Origin of the sequence: Nitrospirillum iridis (genome assembly GCF_014205765.1) — a bacterium.
GTDB classification, from domain to species: domain Bacteria; phylum Pseudomonadota; class Alphaproteobacteria; order Azospirillales; family Azospirillaceae; genus Nitrospirillum; species Nitrospirillum iridis.
Genome location: NZ_JACIIZ010000015.1, coordinates 114,171 through 135,439, shown reverse-complemented (window position 1 = coordinate 135,439; position 21,269 = coordinate 114,171). Strand labels below are relative to the sequence as shown.

Below are 21,269 nucleotides of genomic sequence, written 5' to 3'. Positions count from 1 at the left end.
GCCCAGCGCCGGCCCCGTTTCTTTTTGGCCCGGAAGCAACGGATTCTGGCCTTTTCCGCCCGCGGCGATCTCGACGGGGCGGGGGGCGCCCGCTAAACTCCCCGCCCATCCAGCCCGGCGCCCGCCTGCGGGGAACTTCATGGGCGGCCGGTGCCAATACGACGACGTCGACATGACGATGATGGGGATTCTCCACATATGACGGATTTCATCCGATGACCCGGTTCGCGCGTAGCACGATGCGGGAAATGACCCTGCGTGGCATCATCCTGGGTGCGCTGATCACCGTGGTGTTCACCGCCGCCAACGTCTATCTGGGCCTGAAGGTGGGTCTGACCTTCGCCTCCTCCATCCCGGCGGCGGTCATCTCCATGGCCGTGCTGCGGCTGGCCAAGGACAGCACCATCCAGGAAAACAACTTCGTCCAGACGCTGGCATCCTCCGCCGGCACCCTGTCGTCTGTCATCTTCGTGCTGCCGGGCCTGGTCATCGTCGGCTATTGGACCGGTTTCCCCTTCTGGCAGTCCGCCGGCATCTGCGCGGTGGGCGGCATCCTGGGCGTCATGTACACGGTGCCCCTGCGGCGGGCCATGGTGGTGCAGGGCAACCTGCCCTACCCCGAGGGCGTGGCCGCGGCCGAGGTGCTGAAGGTCGGCTCCCCCGACACCGCCGGTGAGGCGGGCGCCGATGAGGCCGCCAAGGGTGCCGGCCTGCGCGACGTCATCGCCGGCACCTTCGTGTCGGTCGGGTTCTTCCTGATGACGGCCATGCGTTTCTTCACGGAGCAGTTCCAGGGCTTCCTGCGCGTCGGCGGCACCGTCACGGGCCTGGGCACCGGGCTGTCGATGGCCCTGCTGGGCGCCGGCTACCTGGTGGGCGCCACCGTGGGCTTCGCCATGTTCGCCGGCGTGGCCATCGCCTGGTTCGGCGCCGTGCCCATCCTGACCTGGCTGCATCCCCCAACCGATGGCATGGACCTGATCAAGTACGCCAACAGCGTCGTCTGGCGCCAACAGGTCCGCCTGATCGGCGCCGGCGCCATCGCCGCCGCCGCCATCTGGACGCTGATCGTCCTGGCCAAGCCGATGACGGACGGCATCCGCGCCTCGCTGGCCGCCATGAAGCAGGTCCGCGCCGGCAACGCCCACTCTGTCCCCCGAGTGGAACAGGACATCCCCTTCCACTACGTCATGGCCCTGTCGGCCGTGCTGCTGGTGCCGCTGGCGGGATTGTTCATCTCCTTTATCCTGGGTACGCCGCTGTCCAACCAGCTGGTCGTGCTGGTGCTGGCCGGCGTCGTCTTCGCCGCCGTCATGGGCTTCATCGTCGCCGCAGCGTCGGGCTACATGGCCGGGCTGATCGGCAGTTCCAACAGCCCGATCTCCAGCATCGGCATCCTGGCAGCCATCGCCTCGTCCCTGCTGCTGGTCGCCCTGCTGGGCCATGACGGCGTCGCCGATCCGGTGGTCCGCGCCGCCGCCGTGGCGCTGGCGCTGTTCACCACCTCGGTGGTGCTGACCATCGCCACCATCGCCAATGACAACCTGCAGGACCTGAAGACCGGCCAGCTGGTGGGTGCCACCCCCTGGCGCCAGCAGGTGGCCCTGATCCTGGGCTGCATCGTCGGCGCCGCCGTCATCCCGCCGGTCCTGAACCTGTTGCAGCATGCCTATGGCTTTGCCGGCGCGCCGCTGGATCCAGGCATGGACCCGGCCAAGACCTTGGGCGCACCCCAGGCGACGCTGATGGCCACGCTGGCCACCGGCATCCTCAGCGGCAAGCTGGACTGGTCCATGCTGGGCATTGGCGCCGTCGTCGGCATCTGCCTGGTGGTGGTGGATGAGGTGCTGAAGGCCACCACGCGCCGCTTCCGCCTGCCGCCGCTGGCCGTCGCGCTGGGCATTTACCTGCCGATGACCGTCACCGTGCCGGTCAGCCTGGGCGCCCTGCTGGCCTACATCGTCGACCGCGTGCTGGCCCGCCGGGCCCAGGCGGCGGGCGTCCCGTTCGCCACCTACGCCGACGTGCCCCAGCGCCGCGCCATGCTGCTGGCGTCCGGCATGATCGTGGGCGAAAGCCTGTTCGGCGTCGCCCAGGCGGCCATCATCTCCCTGACCGGCAACCAGGAGCCCCTGGCGGTGGTCGGCGACGGTTTCGCCCCCTATGCCGAGTGGCTGGGCGGCGCCGTCTTCCTGGTGGCCTGCCTGTGGAGCATGCGCTGGGTGCTGGCCGAGCGGAAATGAGCGATGGCGGCGCCCGGCCGACACGGGCGGGCCCGTCAAGTGAGGCGAAAAGCCTCAATCCCGAAAGGGTAGCAAGGGGGTCCCATTGGGGCCCCCTTTCTCTATCCAGAGTCCCTACCGCTATCGACGGATGTCGGGTTGCCGGCGCGGAAGGCGTACCATGGGGGTTGGATCGATAAGACCGAGGAGGACCAGACATGGTTGTCTCCATCCCGGCATCGCCCGTTGGCGCGGCCCCATCGCAGGAATGGATCTTCCTGAACCGTTTCGCCTACGGCCCCCGGCCCGGCGACGCCCAGGCCCTGAAACAGCAAGGTGCGGCCCACTGGCTGGACGAACAGATTCGGCTGGCCGCCGACACCAGCCCAGGCCCGGAATGCCAGCAAAAGCTGGATAGCGCCACCATGCGCATCAAGTACGATGCCGGTGAGGGCTGGGCGGCCCTGGACGAGGTGCGTCCCCTGCGCACCCTGGACCAGCCGGTGGACGCGCTGTGGTCCCTGAACCAGCCGGACCGCAAACTGCCCTATCAGGAACGGGTGCGCCCCCGCCTGGATCTGGCAGCCGCCACGGTCATCCGCGCGGTCTACGACCCGGCGCAGTTGCGCCAGGTCATGACCCAGTTCTGGCACGACCACTTTTCCGTCAACGCGGCCGACAGCTACACGGCCCCCGCCCTGCCGGCCTATGACGCGGCCCTGCGCACCCATGCGCTGGGCAATTTCCGTGACCTGCTGGAGGCGGTGGCCACCAGCCCTGCCATGCTGATCTACCTGAACAACCGCTCGTCCCGGGGCGGGGCCGCCAACGAGAATTACGCCCGCGAGCTGTTCGAGCTGCACACCCTGGGTCGCGACGCCTACCTCAACGCCCAATACGATCGCTGGCGCGACGTGCCCGGCGCCCTGAAGGGCGCGCCGCAGGGTTATATCGACCAGGACGTCTATGAGGCCAGCCGCGCCTTCACCGGGTGGAGCATCCAGAGCGGCCAGGACCTGGGCGGCTACAAGGCACCCAACGACGGCCGCTTCACCTACATCGAATCCTGGCATGACAACTATCAGAAGCGGGTGCTGGCCACGGAGTTCGACAGCTATCAGCCGCCGCGCAACGACGGCCACAAGGTTCTGGACCTGGTGGCCGCCCACCCCGCGACCGCGCAGTTCCTCTGCACCAAGCTGGTGCGGTCGCTGCTGGGCGGTGACCCGCCGCCTGACCTGGTCCAGGCCGCCGCCGCCGCCTGGCTGGACAACCGCCAGCGCCCCGACCAGATCGCCCGGGTGGTCCGCCTGATCGCCCTATCGCCCCAGGCCACAGCCAACTGGGGCGCCCGGCCCAAGCGTCCCCTGGAGCTGGTGGCCAGCTTCGCCCGCGCCACCGGCATCCCCGTCACCGCCAGTGAGCAACTGGTGCAGACCATGGAGGCCGCCGGACAGAAGCTGTACGCCTGGCCCACGCCCGACGGACACCCGACCAGCGACGATTATTGGCTGGGCGCGCAGAATATGCGGTCGCGCTGGAACCTGGCCTTGGGCCTGGCGGAAGGATGGTGGATGCCCCCCGGCCTGACGGCCACCGCGCAGATGGGGCCGGCGGCCGCGCATGCCGGCCAAGCCATCGCCTTCTGGTCCGATCGCCTGCTGGGCAGCCCCAACGCCGTCGACGCCAACGCCCTGCTGGGCGGGCTGTCGCTGACGGCGGACTCGGCCCCCGCCGTGGACAACAAGACGGGCGAATTCGCCAACCGCCGCCTGGCCGCCTATGTGGCCATGAGCCCGGCTTTCCAACTGCGCTGACGCCTGAGAAGGAGCCCCCATCATGGCGTTCAATCGACGCGAAATCCTGAAAACCCTGGCCGCCGCCGGCGCGCTGACCGCCGTGCCCGGCCTGGGCCAACTGGCGTTCGCCACCCCCGGCCGGGCCGCCGACAACAACGGCAAAATCCTGATCGTGCTGTTCTTCCGGGGCGGCATGGATGTGCTGAACTTCGTGGGCCCGGCCAACGACGCCGTCTACATCGACGCCCGGCCAGCGGACTTGCGCCTGCTGGACGGCGGCGACAAGGCCGGTATCGCGCTGGACAGCGACCTGGCCCATGGCGTGGACTTCCGGCTGCACCCCGACGCCGCCGCGCTGCACGAGCTGTACCGCCAGGGGGACCTGGCCATGATCCACGCCGCCGGCCTATCCAACGCCACCCGCAGCCATTTCGAGGCGCAGGAGCTGATGGAACGCGGCCTGGCGGAGGAGCCCAGGGGCAACGGGGCCCTTGGGACGGAAGGCGGCTGGGTGGCCCGCCTGCTGCGCCAAATGGGCGGGAACGGGGAGTTGGTGGCCGTCAGCACGGCCGGGGGGGTGCCCAAGCTGTTGCAGGGCTTCCCCGAGGCCCTATCCATCCCCGACCTGCGCGGCGGTTTCGGCCTGCCGGGCGGGCCCAGCACCCAGGCGGTGCTGGAGCGGCTGTACCCGGCGGGCGCGCAATCGGCATCCTTTAACCCCAACGTCGCGCGCGGCGGCCGGGTCGCCCTGGACGCGGCCCTGCGCCTGAACGGCGCCCTGCCCAAGGGCCCCGATGGCAAGGTCCTGGCCTATCAGCCGGAGCATGGCGGCACGTTCGAGGGCGACATCGGCCGGTCGCTGGAAACGGTGGCCCGCCTGATCCGCATGGAGTCCGGCCTGAAGGTGGCCTGTGTCGACATGGGCGGCTGGGACACACATGAGGGCCAGGCCGGCCGCATCAAGGGTCTGATCCACCAGATGTCGGGTTCGCTGGCCACCTTCTGGAACGACCTGTCGGCCTATCACGACCGCATCACCCTGGTGACCATCAGCGAGTTCGGCCGCCGCCTGCGCGCCAACCGCAGCGGCGGCACCGACCACGGCCATGGATCGATGATGATGGTGCTGGGCGGCGGGGTGGCGGGTGGACGCCTGCTGGGCCGCTGGCCGGGCTTGCAGCCGCAGAACCTGGACGAGCGCGTGGACCTGGCCGTGACCACCGACTATCGAGACGTGCTGACCACCGTGCTGAAGCACCGCATGGGCGTGGCCCAGGTCGATGGCGTGTTCCCCGGCTTCCACCCCGGCGGCGATCCGGCCCTGTTCCGGGCATGAAGCGGGGCCGGCCGCCATCCGGAAGGGAGCCAGCCATCGGGCATACCGGGCAAGGGCCTCAGGACCACGCCTCCGGTGAGGCGGCCGATGGCAGGTTCAGGCACAGGACCAGCCGTGCCTGGCCGGTGCCGGCGATGGGGGGCGAGCGGTGGACCACACCCTCATCCGGCGAGCCCACGCGGACCTGTCCCCCCGCCCCATGGCCCTTGAACAGGGCCACGGCGTAGCGCGGCATCTGGAACAGCGGCCCGCGATAGCGCCGCTGCTCCGCCAGCGCCCGGTCGGCATCGATGGGCGCCACCACCTGGGTCCCGGGGCCCCGATAGGTGGTGATCAACCGCAGCGGCACATGATCGCGGTGGAATTTCCAACAGGCGTCGTTGGTCACGGTCTCCAGCCGCACATCCACCCAATCGCCGCCCGCGATCTCCAGGAAGCGATGGCTCAGATCCACAACGTCGGTGGCCACGGCGGCGGCCAGCGCCGATGGCGCGTCCATGCCCTCCAGCACCGGCGCCAGGGCCGCGGCGACATCGGGCAGACGGGCCAGGAAGCGGCCGTGGGGCAGGCGGTCGGGCGCCAGGGCATCCAGCCACGGGCCCAATTCCGCGCAGGGGTGGCCGGCCCGTCGCCACAGGGCCAGGCCCACGGCCGGATCCGCCACCCGAGACAGGACAGCCGGCGCGACGTCGTCGACAATGCCCCCGCCGGCGGAAACGGTCGCCACGCTGCTGGCCAATCTCATTGCCGGGTGGGCCCCTGGCCCACGACATCGCCAGCGACCTGGGCGGCCAGCGTCGCCAGGACATCGGCCACGCCATCGGCGCCATAGGCGGTGATCAGCCGGGGCAGCAGGTCGACCAGTGCGGCCGCCAGCGCGCTGTGGGCGGGAATGCCCGCCGCCTCGCACAGGGCCACAGCGCCCTGGAAGATGGCCATGGCTTCGGTGAAGCGGGGCGGCACCACGCCGGGGGCCAGACCAAGGGCGGCGGTGGGGGTGATCATCGGGACAAGCTCCGTGCCAGGGAAGGGGCCCGGAACTGTAACGTTATAACATAACATTACAAGCAAAGAATGGTGGCCCGACCGACCCTACACCTCCAGCCGGAAGCCCACCTCCATCACCTGCTCCGGCGGCAGATGAAAATAATCCGATGCGCGCAGGCCCAGCCGCTGCATCAGGTGATAGGCCGTCCATATCGGACCCGACAGGGCGGAGCCCCGTTCCCGCCGCACCAAACGCTCGTGGGAAATGTAGTAGGTGACCTCCTCCCGGCAGAAGGCCAGGCCCAAACGGGCCAGGCCGCGCATCACCGTGGGCACGTCCGGCCGCTGCATGAAGCCGATGCGCACCGTCACCCGCCAAAAGCCGTTGCCCACCTGCTCCACCGACAGCCGCTCGCCCGCCGGCACCCGGGGCCGCTTGGTCGGCACCAGGGTCAGCAGGATGACGTGTTCGTGCAGCACCCGGTTATGGGTCACATGGTGGACCAGCATGGGCGACACCCGGTCGGCCGTGCGGGTCACGAACACCGCCGTGCCCGGGAGGCGGTGGACCACCGTCTCATCCACCCGCCGCATGAAATCGGCGAAGGACACGCCGCCCTCGCTGAGCATGACCTGCACGATGGCGGACCCCTTGCGCCAGGCCACCATGAGGAAAGCGATGAAGCCGCCGATGGCCAGCGGCAGCCAGCCGCCCTCCAGCAACTTGGTGCTGTTGGCCACCAGGAAGGCCAGGTCCACGGCGGCGAACAGACCCATCATCAAGTTGGTGGGCAGGGCGGGCCAGTTCCACAAATCGCGCATCACCCGGCGCAGCAGCACGGTGGTGATCAGCATGGTGGCCGACACGGCGATGCCGTAGGCGGCGGCCAGTGCCTCGGAATGGCGGAAACCCAGCACGATCACCAACGTCATGGTCATCAGCAGCCAGTTGACCACGCCGACATAGATCTGGCCGTAGGACTTGCGCGATGTCGGAACGATGGACATGCGCGGCAGCAGGCGCAGGGTGATGGCCTGGCGGGTCATCGAGAAGACGCCGGAGATCAGCGCCTGGCTGGCGATGACGGTGGCCAGCGTGGCCAGGATGACCAGCGGCACCATGGCCCAGTCCGGCGCCAGGCGGTAGAAGGGATTGTCCACCGCCTCGGGCTTGTCCAGCAGCAGGGCGCCCTGGCCCAGGTAGTTCAGCAGCAGGGCCGGGAAGACGATGATGAACCAGGCGCGGCGGATGGGGCCCGCGCCGAAATGCCCCATGTCGGCGTACAGCGCCTCCGCCCCTGTCAGCGCCAGGAAGACGGCGCCGAAAACGGCGAAGGCCACGCCGGGCGCATGGACCAGCAGGTGTTCGGCCGACAGCGGGTTGAAGGCCATCAGGATGTCGGGCCGCTGCGCCAAGTGATAGAGGCCGAAGCCGGCCAACACCGCGAACCACAGGGCCATGATGGGCCCGAACAGGCGGCCGATGGCGCCGGTGCCCCGATGCTGGATGGCGAACAGCCCTACCAGCACCACCACCGTCAGCGGCAGGACGAAGGTGGTCAGATGGCTGTCGACCACGCCCAGGCCCTCCATGGCCGACAGGACGGAAATGGCGGGCGTGATGGCGCCGTCACCGAACAGGAGGGCGGCGCCGCAGATGCCCAGGAACACTACCATGGGCACCATTTCCTTGGGATTGGGCGGATGTACTAGGGACAGGAGGGAGAGGATGCCCCCCTCCCCCTCGTTATCGGCGCGCAGCACCAGGGCCACGTACTTCACCGCCACGATCAGGATCAGCGCCCAGATGATCAGGCTGACCACCCCCAGCACGTCGCCCTCGCTGGGCAGGCGTCCGTGGTGGGTGACGGCGCCCAAGGCCGTCTGCATGGCATAGAGCGGCGACGTGCCGATGTCGCCGAACACCACGCCCAGGGCGCCCACGACCAGCGCCTTGGTACTGCCGTGCACATGGCCATGGTGCGTGTCGGCGGCGCCATCCTCCGCCTTCACCAACTGTTCCGCTTGCGTCATTCGTCCGGCCCCCGCCCCCTGCGCGTCAAGTCACCGACCCTAGATTAGTCCACCCCAAGCGGCCTTCCACCGCCAGGGCGGACAGGGCGGCAATGCGACGAATGGGGCTTGAGGCCCTAGACGCCGGATCAGGACGCCTTCTTGACCAGCGGACAGGCGCCCTTGTCCTGGGCCTGGAAAGCGTCCTCCCCCGGAATGGTGCGCAGCAGCTTGTAATAGTCCCAGGGCTTCTTGCTCTCCTCCGGCTTCTTCACCTCGAACAGGTACATGTCGTGCACCATGGTGCCGTCTTCCCGCACCTTGCCCTTGGCGAACATGTCATCGACCGGCAATTCCCGCATCTTGGCCGCCACCGCCTTTGACTCGGTGGTGCCGGCCGCCTTCACCGCCTTCAGGTAATGCAGCACGGCGGAATAGGTTCCGGCCTGGATCATGTTCGGCATGCGCTTCGTCTTGTCGAAATAGCGCTGAGACCACTGGCGGCTGGCGTCGTCGCGATCCCAGTAGAAGGCCTCGGTCAGCACCAGGCCCTGTGCCGTCTTCAGGCCCAGGGCGTGCACGTCGCTGAGGGTGAACAACAGGCCGACCAGCTTCTGCCCGCCCTTGGCGATGCCAAGCTGCGCCGCCTGCTTGATGGCGGTGGTGGTGTCGGCGCCGGCGTTGGCCAAGCCGATTACCTGGGCCTTGGAGCCTTGTGCCTGCACCAGGAAGGGGGAGAAGTCGCGGTTGTTGAAGGGCGCGTTGACCGACCCTTCCACGCTGCCCCCCGCCGCCCTGATGAAATCCGATGTGTCCTTTTCCAACTGGTGGCCGAAGGCGTAGTCGGCGGTGATGAAGAACCAGGACTTGCCGCCGGAGTCCACCAACGCCCCGCCGGTGACCCGCGCCAGGGCATGGGTGTCGTAAGCCCAGTGGAAGCCGGTGGGGGAACAGGAATCGTTGGTCAGCCTGGACGTGGCGGCCCCCACCACGATATCGATCTTGCCCCGCTGCCGGGCCAGGTCCTGCACCGCCAACGCCACGGACGAGGTGGTGAGTTCGCCGATCATGTCCACCGCGTCGGCGTCGAACCATTGGCGGGCGATGGCCACGCCGGTGTCCGGCTTGTTCTGGTGATCGGCGCTGAGCAGCACGATCTTGCGCCCCAGCACACTGCCGCCGAAATCCTCGATGGCCATCTGGGCCGCCACCACCGAGCCCCGGCCGCCGAAATCGGCATAGATTCCGGACTGATCATTCAGGATGCCGATGCGTACCGGCTTTTCCTCCGCCGCGCGCACCGTGCCCGGCGCCGTCAGGCTGAAAGCCGCGGCGGCCAGGAGGGCCCCCAAGACCGCCGCCGTCCGCCGCTTCAGAGTTCCGCTCATCCGGTTCCTCCCGCCTTACTTATGGTCGGCGCCCGGGAAATCTGCCTATCCCCGGCGCCGCAGCCCATCACTATGCCGCATCCCGGGTCATCCTCAAATGCAACACCTTGAAATATCTCAAGGGGGAGTGGATGCCCCCGACGGGCGTGGCCTCGCTGGGGCGGTGGTCGGAACGCGGGGACAGATCGACGGAGGGACTCAGTGGCGCTGGCATCCGGAACGATCGAGCATGTCCCGGACGATCAGGGGCGTTGCCGGAGTTTCCGCCGCGTCTTGACCCGCCGCGGCGGCCGTGAGCGTCTGACGGACATTGGCTGCGCTCAAGCTCAACAATGTCCTGCAGGTCGCGCCGCCCATGCCGGCAACCACGCTGGCGGCTTCGCCAACGCCCGCGAGGTAGGCGGTGAGAACCTGCCGCGCCGTATCGTCGGTCGGGGCCTTCTCCAGCATCTGCATGACCTGGGCGACCGAAATCAGCCCACGGGAGGTTGTTGGCGTGGCCATTGACGGGGATGCGACTGAAAGGAAGGAGGCGAAGGTGACGAGGGTGGTGGCCAGTCGGGCCATGCGACGAGACATGTGCGAACTCCTGTATGGGTCGCCAATCTGAAATACGGCAATAAATTATTGTCAAACAATAATTACCGCGCTATGGTTTGTTGTCGCCGGAAGAGGAGCAGCCCAGCCATGGTTCAATCGCCAATAGGGATCGACTTGACCGTCGAGCAGGATCGGGAAAGGCGTATGGGCCGCATTCGACGTTTCAGCAGGCTGATGGGGGCGGGCTGCCTCGTCACATCCGGCCTGCTCGCGGCGGCAATGCTTTTCTATTGGGCCATGACGCCGACACACACGTTGTTCGGCCAGGCAGGGATTCAGATCGCTCCTGTGATGGAGCTCGATTTTTCCGCTCGGGCCCTGGCGTTTGGAATTTCCATGGTTCCGCTTGGGGCGCTGATCTACGGGCTCCTGAACGCCCGTCGCTGCTTCGACGCCTTCGCGGCTGGTCAAATCTTCTCCAGCGAACCGATCGGGCGGCTCAAGGCGTTTTCAATCGCCGTCGCCGCGTCAGCCATCTTGAAGCCGTTTACCGGCGCGGCGCTCTCCCTCTTTCTGAGTTTCAACAACTCGGGGGAAGTAAGGACCGTCGCGTTGAGTATCGGCTCCGATACGCTCATTGCCCTGATTTTCGCAGGGACAGTCGCGGTCATCGCTTGGGTGATGACCGAGGCCTTGGACATCGCCGACGAAAACAAGCAGTTCGTCTGAAGGATACCTGCATGCCGATCCGGGTGCGCTTGGGCGTTATGCTCGCTGAACGCAATGCCAAGTCCAAAGACCTCGCCGAATATGTCGGAATCACCGAAGCCAATCTGTCCCTTCTCAAGCAGGGAAAGGTGAAAGGTGTGCGCTTTGAGACCCTCGAACGGATTTGCCAGTTTCTTAACTGTCAGCCCGGAGACCTTCTCAGGTACGAGACGGAAACAGCGGCGGATATGGAATCCAGCAAAACAGCTTGAATTTGAGGTGCTTTGAATGAGCCGCCTTCCAATAACAGCACTGATCTTGGCAATCGGACTGTCCAGCTGTACTTCGCAAGGGCTCTATTCCACCGGCCAGGCCTGGCGGAGAAGTCTCTGTGGAAAGTCCATCGGCGATGAGCGTGCGCGCTGCCAGGCAGAGAGCTGGAAATCCTATGGCGAGTACCAACAAGAAAGAGCCGCCACCAACAGCCAAAGGTGAGACAGGCGATAGCAGATGCCCAGATCCCGGCTATGGCGCCGCCTTCACCAGCCGGGCCACCGCCGGCAGAATGGCGAATTCCAGTTCGGCACCGGCATCGGCGGCGTCCACGACCGCCTTTTCCCCGCCCGCCCGATCAACCATCGGCTTGCCCGTGTGCAACGCCTCCGCCGCCGCGAGACCGGCATCCGCCAGGCGTGCCAGCTTGGCCGAAGGACCGGCCAGTTCGGCCAGTAGCGGCGTGGCGCCGACATGGGGGGCCAACACGGCGTCGCCTTGGGCCCAGACCATCAGCGGTCGCAACACCGCCGCCCGCGCCTCGACATCCCGGGGATTCGTCCTGAAATGGTCCACCGCCAGGCTGAAGGCGCGGGCCTGCGCGCTTTCCGCCGGCACCGTGTCCACCAGGCGGTTCAGTGGTGTGCCCTGCACGGCGTCCGGCCGCTGCGCGGAACGGCGATAGTCCTTCAGCGGCTCCACCGCCTGGGCCAGGGGTAGCAGGGCGTCGACACCCGCCGGCCCGGCGACCCGGGCCAGCATGGCCAGTCCCGCCGCCTCATGGCGGGAACCCGCCCAGGCGAGGTCACGGGCGACCCCATCCAGGCGCCGGTACATGCCGGCCGTGTCGGCGGTCATCGCCCTGGGCGACCACAGCTTTTCCGCCACCACGGCGGCGCGGGGCCATAGGCGGATGTCGAGGTTCTCCGGCGAAAGCCGCTCGCTCCACGCGCAGGCCTCGCCGCCCAGGATCAGGTTTGCCAGATCCGCCGGCAGGTTCTCGGGCATGGGGTCGGCGGCGTAGTGGCGGCCGGCCGGCCAGTTCAGGTCCAGGTAATAGGGGGCCGACAGGATGCCGGCATGGCCCGCCAGCGCCGCCTTCCTCAGCGATTCGGCATCGCGCCAGGATTGCACCACCACGTCCTTGGGCATATCGCCGTCCATGATCTCATCCCAGCCGATGGCGTGCTTGCCATGGCGGGCGACGATGGCCTGGACCTTGGTGGTGAACAGGGCCTGCAGGGCGGCCGTGTCCTTCAGGCCGTGGGCCTTCATATAGGCCTGGACGGCGGGGCTGGCCTTCCACTGCTCCCCGTTCACCTCATCGCCACCGATGTGGAAATAGGCGTCGGGGAACAGCGCGGTCATTTCGCCCACGAGACGGTCCAGGAACTGGTATGTGCTGTCGCGGGTCGGGTCCAGCGCCGGGTCGAACACGCCCCAGTGGCGTTCAATGGTATAGGGGCCGGGCTGGCTGGCCAGTTCGGGATAGCCCACCAGCCAGGCGGTGGTGTGGCCCGGCATGTCGAATTCCGGCACGACGCGGATGCCCCGGTCGGCGGCGTACCGGATGACGGCCCGCACCTGGTCCTGGGTATAGAAATTCCCGTCCGACCCCAGTTGGTGCAGCTTGGGATAGACCTTGCTTTCGACACGGAAGCCCTGGTTGTCGGCCAGGTGCCAGTGCAGGACGTTCAGTTTCACCGCCTGCATCAGGTCGAGCGTGCGCTCCACCGTGGCGACAGGCATGAAGTGGCGGGAGACGTCCAGCAGCAGGCCGCGCCAGGGGAAGCGCGGCTGGTCATGGATGGTGACCGCCGGCACGGCATAGCCCTGGGGGCCAGCGGCCACCAGTTGCACAAAGGTCGCGATGCCGCGGTTGATGCCGATGGAGGTGGCGGCGGTGATGCTGGCGCCGCCGGGCGTCACCGTCAGGGTGTAGGCCTCATCCTCATTGGGCGCCGGCACGGTGGCGCTGGCCCGGGTCACCGTCAGCGTCAGGGTCGCCCCGCCCGTGACGGGCGCGCCCGCCAGGAATTGCCCCGTTTTGGCGCTTAGCTGCCGGATCAGGGTGCGGGCCGCCGCATCCAGGTGCGGGTCGGCGGGCCCCGCCAGCGCCACGGTGAAGCTGCCATCCACCACCAACTGGCCCGTGCCCGCGACCATCGATGCCGGCAGGGGCATGAGCGCGCCTTGTTGGGCGTAAGCGGGGAAGACGATGCCGGCGGCCATCAGGGCGACCCCGGAGACAAGCAGGCCAAACATACGGGGGGTCATCAGTCGCATGGGGAAGCGCCTCGGGCAAGGAAACGGGACCTGGGGAATGGGGTGTCCGGCCGGGCCGGCGCGTGTCAGCCGCCGGCCATGGCTTGGCCCGACCTGGCCTGATTAAGGGCGTCGGCCAGCGGTGCCGCGGGCACACCCAGGAGAAGATGCAACCGGCCTGAGCCCAGCCGGGCGACGCCGCGCAGGCCCAGCGCCAGCAGTCGTCCCTCATCCACCCCGGCGGCATCATTGACCCCCAGCAGCACGCGGGTGGCCCGCGCCTCCGCCGCCTGGATATTGCCGCTGCCGCCCAGAGCTGACAGCACGGCGGCGATGTCGGGCAAGGGGGCCATCGGCGCCGTCTCTTCCGCCATGACGATGGGCGCGGCCACGGTGCCGCTTGTGGCGATGGGGGCGCTGGCCGTTGGCGATCGGGTCAAGGCCTGGCGGATTTCACCGGCCACCTGATCGGCCACGGGGCCCAGCACCACCTGCAGGGCGGTGGCGTTGGGCCGTACCACGCCGCGTGAGCCCAGGGCCGTCAGCGCCGACTCGTCCACCGCGCGGTTGTCGGCCAGCACCAGGCGCAGGCGGGTGGTGCAGGCGTCCACGGCGCGGATGTTGCCGGCGCCGCCCAGCGCCACGACGAAGCCGCCGCCCCGGCCGCTGGCCGCCAACGCCTGGGCGGAGATGACGGCCACCGGCGCGTCCTCCCGCCCCAGGGTCTTGACGTTGAAGCGGCGGATGACGAAGGCGAAGGCGCCGTAATAGACGGCGAAATAGGCCAGCCCCACGGGCAGCAGCAGCAGGGGCTTCGTCGCCTTGCCGAAATTCACGACATAGTCGACCAGGCCGGCGGAGAAGGTGAAGCCCAGCTTCACCCCCAGCGCGTCCATCACCACCATCGCCAGGCCCGTCAGCATGGCGTGCAGGGCATAGAGCAGCGGGGCCACAAACATGAAGGTGAATTCGATGGGCTCCGTCACCCCGGTGAGGAAGGCGGTCAGCGCCATGGACAGCAGCATGCCGCCCACGGCCGTCCGCCGCTCGGGCTTCGCCGCGCGGTACATGGCCAGGCACGCCGCCGGCAGGCCGAACATCATGACGGGGAAATAGCCGGCCATGAAGGCGCCGGCCGTGGGGTCGCCGGCGAAGAAGCGCTTCAGGTCGCCCGTGGCGCCGTGATAGTCGCCCAGGATGAACCAGGCGACATTGTTCAAGATGTGGTGCAGGCCGGTGATGATCAGCACCCGGTTCAGTAGGCCGTAGAGGAACAGGCCGAAGCCGCCGGCCGACAGCACGGCGCGGCTGAGCCCGTCCAGCCCCGCCTCCAGCACAGGCCAGCCCAGGCCGAAGACCAGCGCCAACCCCAGCCCGGCGAAGCCGGTGGCGATGGGCACGAAGCGCCGGCCGCCGAAGAAGGACAGGAATTCCGGCAGCTTCAATTCGCTGTAGCGGTTATAGAGGCCGCCGGCCAGCAGGCCGGACAGGATACCGGCCGGCACCCCGATCTTGGCCACCGCCTTGATCTTGTAACTGGTGACGGCGGCCTCCAGCGCCGTTCCGGCCAGGCCTTGCATCACCTCCGGCGGCACCCTCACCAGGGCTTCCGCCCCCTGGGTCGCCACCAGGAAACCCACCACGCCGGCCAGCCCCGCAGCACCGTTGTTCTCCCGCGCCAGGCCCACGGCCACGCCGATGGCGAAGATCAGGCCCAGATTGGTGAAGATGGCCTCGCCGGCGGCGGCGACGAAGGGGATGGCCAGCAGGTCCGGCTGCCCCATGCGCAGCAGCAGCCCGGCCACCGGCAGGACGGCGATGGGCAGCATCAGGGCGCGGCCCAGCTGCTGGACGCCCAGTCGTTCAAAAAGGCTGAAACGGTCACGCATCAGGCGGCTCCCTCGGTAACGGCGGCGACCATGCCGGCCCTGGCCAACAGGCTGCGCACGGCGGCGGCCGATTCCTGGGCCAGCGCCTCCTGCGCCAGCGCCACGCAGGCCGCCTTGTTCAAGGGGCGCAGCGCCGCCTTGATGTCCGGGATGGCGGGCGGGGTGGCCGACAGCTCCGTCACGCCCAGGCCCACCAGCAACGGGGCGGCCGCGGGGTCGGAGGCCAGCGCGCCGCATACGCCCACCCAGCGGCCGTGCTTCGCCGCCCCGTCCGCCGTCTGGCGGATCAGGCGCAGCACGGCGGGGTGCAAGGCATCCAGGCGGGCGGCGAGATCCGGGTTGCCCCGGTCCATGGCCAGCACGTACTGCGTCAGGTCGTTGGTGCCGATGGACAGGAAATCGGCCTCGGTCGCCAGCTGGTCGGCCGTCACCGCCGCCGCCGGCGTTTCCACCATGACGCCCAATTGCACCGGCGGGGCATGGCCCAGGGCCTCGCGCTCCTGGTCCAGCATGTCGCGCACGGCCCGCACCTCATCCAGGGTGGAGACCATGGGGATCATGATGCGGCACTGCCCCACGGGCCGGACGCGCAGGATGGCGCGCAACTGGGTGCGCAGGATCTCCGGCCGGCGCAGGCCGATGCGCACGCCGCGCAGGCCCAGGATGGGGTTTTCCTCCCGCGGCAGGGGCAGGTAGGGCAAGGGCTTGTCCCCGCCCACGTCCAGGGTGCGGATGATCAGCGGCCGGCCGGCCAAGGCCGTGGCCACGGCCTGATACTGGGCCGCCTGCTCATCCTCGTCCGGCGCCGTCTGGCGGTCCAGGAACAGGAACTCGGTGCGCAGCAGGCCGCAGCCCTCCGCCCCCTTGGCCACCCCCTTCACCGCGTCGGCCACCTTGCCGACATTGGTGTAGACCTCGATACGGGTGCCGTCGGCCATGACACAGTCCGCCGCCGCCGCCGTCAGGTTGGCCTCGGCCCGCGCCTTGCGCCGCGTCGTCTCGCGTTCCAGCTTGGCCAGATCCTCGGCCGGGGGCTGGACATGCAGCAGGCCCCGGTCGGCATCCAGGATCAGGGGGGCGTCGTCGGGGATGCGCAGCACGGCCGCCCCGCCCGCCACCAGGGCCGGCACCCCCATGGACGCCGCCAGGATGGCGACGTGGGAGGTCGGGCCGCCCCGGGCGGTGCAGAAGCCCGCCAGGCGGCTGGGGTCGAGGTTGCTGAGCTGGCTGGGCATCAGCTCTTCCGCCACCAGGATGGCGCCGTGGGGCAGGATCACCGGCTGCGGCTCCCGGCCGGCCAGCGCCAGCATGACCTGGCGGCGCAGGTCGATCAGGTCGGCCGCGCGCTCCGCCATGCGGGGATTGCCCAGCGCGCGCAAGGCGGCGGCGGATCGGTCGGTGGCGCCGCGCCAGGCTGGGCCGGCGGCGGCCCCGCCCGCTATCGCCGCGCGCGCCTCGTCCAGCAGGTCGGGATCATCCAGGATGGCCAGATGGGCCTGGAAGATGTCGCGGCGCTGGATCTGGCGGGTCTCATCAGCATGGGCGACGGCGGCCGCCAGGCGGGCGCGCACCCGCTCCAGCGCCATGGCCAGGGCCTGCCGCTCGGACGCCTCGCCCAGGCCGGTGGCCGGCACCTCCACCTCTTCATCCTGCACCCGGAAGGCGCGACCCAGGGCCAGGCCGGGGGCGGCGGCCACGGCGCGGATGACGACCGTCTCCCCGGGCGTGAAGGGCGGCTGGGCGTCCAGCACCGGCGGCTCATCATGCGGCGGCGCGGCGGCGCTGGGCAGGGAGGGCACGGGCAACGCCTCGGCCACGGGCACCGGCGTCTCGCCCAGGCCGGCGGTGATGGCGGCGGCCACGGCGGCCACGGCGGCGGCGGCGTCCTCCCCCTCCGCCACCACGGTCAGGGCATCACCATGGCGCAGGCCCAGCGACATGGCGGCCACAGCACTCTTGGCATTGGCGCGACGGCCCTGCGCCGCCAGAAAGACAGCCGCCGCGAAGGGCTTGGCGGCGGCGGCCAGCATGGCTGAGGGGCGGGCGTGCAGGCCGTGCGCCAGGGGCAGCACCACCGACTGTTCCGCCTGCCAGGCGCGGTCCCCGCCCCCTCCGGTCATGGCACCCTCGGCCTGCACCAGCAGGGTCAGCAGCACCTCGCCGGCGCGCACGCGGGCGCCGGTCCTGGCATCCACGATCCGGGCGGCCGGACCGCCCGCGATGATAAGGGGGGTCAGCAAACTTTTGGCCTCGATGGCCAGCAGGTCCATGTCGAAGTCGATCAGGGCGTCGCCGGCGCGCACGGCCGCACCCTCGGCCACATGCACGGTGAAACCCCGGCCGCCCAGGGCCACGGTCTCCAGCCCCACATGCATCAGGATCTCGACCCCGCAATCGGCGCGCAGGGTCACGGCGTGGCGGGCGCGGTGGACGGTCACCACGGTGCCGTCGCAGGGTGCCCGCAGCGTGCCGCCCGTGGGGTCCAGGGCCAACCCCTCCCCCATCATGCGCTGGGCGAAGACGGGATCGGGCACCTCCTCCAACGGGGACACCCACCCGTCCAGCGGGGCCAGCAGGGTAAGCCGCATCACGCCGCCGGTGACCGGGCCATTACCGGGACCATTTCCCACCATCGAACCGCCCACGCCTGAACCTCTTTTCCCGGTGCCGTCGGCACCGCCGCATCAGTCATCCCGACCTTGGCCGGCGGAAACCTTCCTCCCGCCGACCTCTGTTCCCGGGGAAAATGGGGCCCAGACGCCGGTCCGGGCCCCTTTCAAGTTCGGGGAGATCGAGAGCACAAATCCAAACAAATCACGCCCTCACGGAAACAATCCGCCGCCCATGACGAACCGGCCGACGGGGTACTGGTGGGCGCCAGCCGGCGAAACGCCGCCCGCACCCACACACTCACCGCTGGATTCAGTACTTGAAACGGGCGCCGAAGTAATATTGGCGACCGTTGTCGTAAATGGCCCGCGGCTGATCCTTATTGTTGGCGTAGTACTTCATCAAGCTGTCGGTGATGTTCAGCGCCGAGAAGGTCAAGGTCACATAATCGCCGACCGGCACATTGACCGAGGCGTCCAGGGTGCCGAAGTCGTCCTGGTTCTCGATGGTGCTACGGTCCAGCCCGACCACGAAGTGCGACCGGAAGGTGTAGGATAGGTGGGCGCTGACCCAGTCGTTCTCGTAATAGCCCGTCAGGTTGTAGGTGTGGCGGGAGTTGCCGACCATGGGGGCGCCGTTCTCCTCGGTGCCGTAGGCGTAGGTGTAGTTGGCCTGGACGCCGAAGCCGCCGTAGATGGGCTGCTGCACCGCCAGTTCGACGCCCCGGTTCTTGGCCGAGGTGTTGAGCGGGGTGGTGACGATGTAGGTGTGGTTGGCCTTGTAGTAGTCCGAGTAGTAGGTCTGCGGCGCCGTGCCGAACGTCACGTAGGAATTCATGTCGTTGTAGAACAGGGCCACCGACAACAGCGACTGCGGCCCGTAGTACCACTCAAGGGACGCGTCGTAATTGGTGGACTCGATGGGCTTCAGGTTGGGGTTGCCGCCCGAGCCGGAAGAGGCGACGTCGTTCAGGCTGACCGAGCCGCCAAGCGCGCTGTAGTCGGGCCGCGCCATCGTCTTGGCCACCGCCAGATGGCTGACCAAGTTGTCCGTGATCTCCAGCTTCAGGTTAGCGCTGGGCAGCACGTTCACATAGTCGTGGCTGATGCTGGTCGGGACATAGGGGCCGAAGGCCGAGGTGGTGATGGCGCCCGGAGTCGTCGATGTGGCGCTGACATAGACCAGACTGTTGACGTTGGTGTCGACGAAGCGGACACCGAAGTTGCCCGACCAACCGGCCCCGCCGACATTGGCCATGACATAGGCGGCGCTGTCATCCTCGGTCACCTTGAACGAACCCGGCCAGTAGTAGCGCGACACCGGGTCGTTGTTGCCGTAGGCGGCGTTGAACGCGGCGATCTGCTGTTCCGTCAGGCTCCAGATGTTGCCAAGGACGGGACCACCCAGGTTGGCGCCGAAATCGCTGGGGTAGGTGCCGCTGGCGCTGGGGGTGGCCGCCGCCCAGCCGTTGTTGATGCAGCAGCCGCCGTTGATCTTGAACTGGGTGTTGCGCTGATGCGCGGCATAGCGCACGCCGGCCTTCACCGAATCCCAGATTCCCGACTTGATATCGAACTGGGCGTCCAACTGGCCGTAATATTCCTGGTCCTGGGCCGTCAGCACGTCGTTCCAGGCCCAGCCGGTGGCATAGTTGCCGTTCTGGGTGCCAGTGGGGATGCCGAAAGCGACCGTCGCCGGGGCGGACAGGCCGTTCAGGGCATAGCTGGCCGAACTGGCGGCCACGGCCTCGTACGCCGGCTGGCTGGGGGTCTCGCCCAGGCCGTAGGTGTAGCCGATCTTGCTGGTGAAGGTCAGGCGATCGGTCGCCTCATACTTCACGTCCGCGTCGATGTACGAGGTCTCGGCCGAGGCGCCGGGCCGTGAAATCTGATCGTAGACGATGGCGTTGGGCACGCTGGGCGAGGTGGCCGAGGTCAGCGTGCCGTTCTTGACCGTGTAGGCGGTCGGCACCGCCTGGTTGGTGCCGAAGATGGACGCGCCCCAGTACATGAAGTTGCGGTTGGAGTTGTCGGCGTCCATGTGGGAGTAGAAGCCGTTGATGTCCACCGTCAGCTTGTCGGTGGGCGCGAACTCCACATCGATGTCGCCGCCCATGCGCTTGCGCTTCTGCTGGAACAGCGCCGATCCGATCAGGGTCGGATAGTAGACGCCGTTCAGATCCGGATGGGCCTTGACGGCGGCGTCGGTCGAGGTGAACTGCGAATAGCCCAGGACCTCCTGGCCATCGCGGCGGATGTCACGCTCCTCATAAAAGGCCTGCGCCACCACGCCGAAGGTGTTGCCCTGGTTCTTCCAGGACACCATGCCGTTGACCTGCGGCGCCGTCTTGCCCGCCTGATCGGAATAGACCCCCTCGACATCGGCGACCGCGGTGAAGTTGTCCTTAAAGTCCAGCGGCTTGCGGGTCACGATATCGATGGAGCCGGCGACGCCGCCTTCAACCAGGTCCGCCTGCTGGCTCTTGTACACCAGGGTCTTTTCCACGATTTCCGACGGCAGCAGCGAGAAGCTGACCGACCGGCCGACGGTGGAGAACTGATCCAGCAGGAACCAGTCACCCGTGGCCACGCCATGGCCGTTGATGGTGGTGTTGGTCAGCGACGGGCTGGAGCCCCGGATGCTGACGCGGTCAGCCTCGTCGAAGCCGCCTTCACCGGAGGCGGCGGACTGGATCATGACGCCGGGCACGCGCTGCAGGGCGTCGGCCACGTTCTTGTCGGGCAGCTTGCCGATATCCTCGGCGCTGACGACGTCGACGACGGCGTTCTGCTGGCGCTTGACGTCGATGCTGTCCTGAATGGACTTGCGGAAGCCCGTGACGATGATTTCGTTGAGGCCGTCGTCGGCCGCCGGCGCGTCGGCCGCATAGGCCGTGGCCGACATGGCCAGCATCGCCATCACGCTGGCCGAACCGCGCAGCATCTTTCTCCCAAAACCCATCAAACCCTCCTCTGGCCCATCTTTTGTGTTTACCGGCGCGGCCTTCCGTCGGAACCCGACCGACGGCGCCACGCCTGGAACCAGACACCGCCATCCCCCTGTGCCCTGCTGGGAAGCCTGTCGAGGCTGCCCGGGGTGGCCGTGCGTTCCGGCATATCAGGCATGAGAGGGAGGCCAGGGCGAAAGGCCGGTTCCGGCAGAATGTCGAAAATGACGGCAAAACCGGGGATTTTGACTGCAAAGGCCGGTGAAGACCGTAACATTACAATGAATTACTT

The 21,269-nt window shown here is 68.3% G+C and carries 14 protein-coding genes; 5 read left to right on the top strand and 9 right to left on the bottom strand.

The annotated features are described in order from the left end of the window. Window positions 1-215: 215 nt before the first annotated feature. The 3 genes from FHS74_RS23460 (at window position 216) to FHS74_RS23450 (ending at window position 5,357) form a co-directional block, all read left to right on the top strand. Window positions 216-2,243, top strand: coding sequence for an OPT family oligopeptide transporter (locus FHS74_RS23460; protein WP_184806088.1), 2,028 nt, complete (start codon window positions 216-218; stop codon window positions 2,241-2,243). A 197-nt stretch (window positions 2,244-2,440) separates the two neighbouring features. Next, window positions 2,441-4,039 carry a DUF1800 domain-containing protein gene (locus tag FHS74_RS23455; protein ID WP_184806086.1) on the top strand — a complete coding sequence of 533 codons (1,599 nt, stop codon included), beginning with the start codon at window positions 2,441-2,443 and terminating at the stop codon, window positions 4,037-4,039. A 22-nt stretch (window positions 4,040-4,061) separates the two neighbouring features. Beyond that, entirely contained in the window at window positions 4,062-5,357 is a 1,296-nt protein-coding gene (locus FHS74_RS23450; protein WP_184806084.1) for a DUF1501 domain-containing protein, read from the top strand. A 58-nt stretch (window positions 5,358-5,415) separates the two neighbouring features. Here FHS74_RS23450 and FHS74_RS23445 read toward each other — a convergent pair whose 3' ends face one another. The 5 genes from FHS74_RS23445 to FHS74_RS23425 form a co-directional block, all read right to left on the bottom strand. After that, complete coding sequence (locus FHS74_RS23445) at window positions 5,416-6,102, bottom strand: DUF1826 domain-containing protein (RefSeq protein ID WP_184806082.1); 687 nt, start codon at window positions 6,100-6,102, stop codon at window positions 5,416-5,418. Further along, the gene (locus FHS74_RS23440; protein ID WP_184806080.1) at window positions 6,099-6,362 is read right to left on the bottom strand and encodes a hypothetical protein; all 264 of its coding nucleotides are present in this window, start codon (window positions 6,360-6,362) and stop codon (window positions 6,099-6,101) included. Before FHS74_RS23440 ends, FHS74_RS23445 begins: the two co-directional genes overlap by 4 nt. 87 nt (window positions 6,363-6,449) lie before the next feature. Next, entirely contained in the window at window positions 6,450-8,378 is a 1,929-nt protein-coding gene (locus FHS74_RS23435; RefSeq protein ID WP_184806078.1) for a potassium transporter Kup, read from the bottom strand. A 128-nt stretch (window positions 8,379-8,506) separates the two neighbouring features. Further along, window positions 8,507-9,745 (bottom strand): ABC transporter substrate-binding protein, encoded by a 1,239-nt coding sequence (locus FHS74_RS23430; RefSeq protein WP_184806075.1) that lies wholly within the window; start codon window positions 9,743-9,745, stop codon window positions 8,507-8,509. Between the two features lie 198 nt (window positions 9,746-9,943). After that, on the bottom strand, window positions 9,944-10,324 hold the full coding sequence (locus FHS74_RS23425; protein WP_184806072.1) for a chlorophyllide reductase: 381 nt from the start codon (window positions 10,322-10,324) through the stop codon (window positions 9,944-9,946). 135 nt (window positions 10,325-10,459) lie between these two features. Here FHS74_RS23425 and FHS74_RS23420 point away from each other — a divergent pair, with 135 nt between their 5' ends. Then, entirely contained in the window at window positions 10,460-11,014 is a 555-nt protein-coding gene (locus FHS74_RS23420) for a DUF2975 domain-containing protein (protein ID WP_246463319.1), read from the top strand. A gap of 11 nt (window positions 11,015-11,025) precedes the next feature. After that, window positions 11,026-11,265, top strand: coding sequence for a helix-turn-helix domain-containing protein (locus FHS74_RS23415; RefSeq protein WP_184806068.1), 240 nt, complete (start codon window positions 11,026-11,028; stop codon window positions 11,263-11,265). Between the two features lie 253 nt (window positions 11,266-11,518). Here FHS74_RS23415 and FHS74_RS23410 read toward each other — a convergent pair whose 3' ends face one another. The 4 genes from FHS74_RS23410 to FHS74_RS23395 form a co-directional block, all read right to left on the bottom strand. After that, window positions 11,519-13,531: a beta-N-acetylhexosaminidase gene (locus tag FHS74_RS23410; RefSeq protein ID WP_184806066.1), complete on the bottom strand. Its 2,013-nt coding sequence runs from the start codon at window positions 13,529-13,531 to the stop codon at window positions 11,519-11,521. A gap of 86 nt (window positions 13,532-13,617) precedes the next feature. Beyond that, window positions 13,618-15,420 (bottom strand): N-acetylglucosamine-specific PTS transporter subunit IIBC, encoded by a 1,803-nt coding sequence (gene nagE, locus FHS74_RS23405; protein ID WP_184806064.1) that lies wholly within the window; start codon window positions 15,418-15,420, stop codon window positions 13,618-13,620. After that, window positions 15,420-18,008 (bottom strand): phosphoenolpyruvate--protein phosphotransferase, encoded by a 2,589-nt coding sequence (gene ptsP, locus FHS74_RS23400; protein WP_246463318.1) that lies wholly within the window; start codon window positions 18,006-18,008, stop codon window positions 15,420-15,422. The genes nagE and ptsP overlap by 1 nt, the downstream gene beginning before the upstream one ends. A 334-nt stretch (window positions 18,009-18,342) precedes the next feature. Continuing rightward, window positions 18,343-20,991, bottom strand: coding sequence for a TonB-dependent receptor (locus FHS74_RS23395; protein WP_211106502.1), 2,649 nt, complete (start codon window positions 20,989-20,991; stop codon window positions 18,343-18,345). Window positions 20,992-21,269: the final 278 nt, after the last annotated feature.

Excerpts from the sequence above, each read along its gene's own strand:
- FHS74_RS23460 (WP_184806088.1), top strand. The coding sequence starts at position 216 with ATGACCCGGTTCGCGCGTAGCACGATGCGGGAAATGACCCTGCGTGGC.
- FHS74_RS23455 (WP_184806086.1), top strand. The coding sequence starts at position 2,441 with ATGGTTGTCTCCATCCCGGCATCGCCCGTTGGCGCGGCCCCATCGCAG.
- FHS74_RS23450 (WP_184806084.1), top strand. The coding sequence starts at position 4,062 with ATGGCGTTCAATCGACGCGAAATCCTGAAAACCCTGGCCGCCGCCGGC.
- FHS74_RS23445 (WP_184806082.1), bottom strand. The coding sequence starts at position 6,102 with ATGAGATTGGCCAGCAGCGTGGCGACCGTTTCCGCCGGCGGGGGCATT.
- FHS74_RS23440 (WP_184806080.1), bottom strand. The coding sequence starts at position 6,362 with ATGATCACCCCCACCGCCGCCCTTGGTCTGGCCCCCGGCGTGGTGCCG.
- FHS74_RS23435 (WP_184806078.1), bottom strand. The coding sequence starts at position 8,378 with ATGACGCAAGCGGAACAGTTGGTGAAGGCGGAGGATGGCGCCGCCGAC.
- FHS74_RS23430 (WP_184806075.1), bottom strand. The coding sequence starts at position 9,745 with ATGAGCGGAACTCTGAAGCGGCGGACGGCGGCGGTCTTGGGGGCCCTC.
- FHS74_RS23425 (WP_184806072.1), bottom strand. The coding sequence starts at position 10,324 with ATGTCTCGTCGCATGGCCCGACTGGCCACCACCCTCGTCACCTTCGCC.
- FHS74_RS23415 (WP_184806068.1), top strand. The coding sequence starts at position 11,026 with ATGCCGATCCGGGTGCGCTTGGGCGTTATGCTCGCTGAACGCAATGCC.
- FHS74_RS23410 (WP_184806066.1), bottom strand. The coding sequence starts at position 13,531 with ATGTTTGGCCTGCTTGTCTCCGGGGTCGCCCTGATGGCCGCCGGCATC.
- nagE (WP_184806064.1), bottom strand. The coding sequence starts at position 15,420 with ATGCGTGACCGTTTCAGCCTTTTTGAACGACTGGGCGTCCAGCAGCTG.
- ptsP (WP_246463318.1), bottom strand. The coding sequence starts at position 18,008 with ATGCGGCTTACCCTGCTGGCCCCGCTGGACGGGTGGGTGTCCCCGTTG.
- FHS74_RS23395 (WP_211106502.1), bottom strand. The coding sequence starts at position 20,991 with ATGGGTTTTGGGAGAAAGATGCTGCGCGGTTCGGCCAGCGTGATGGCG.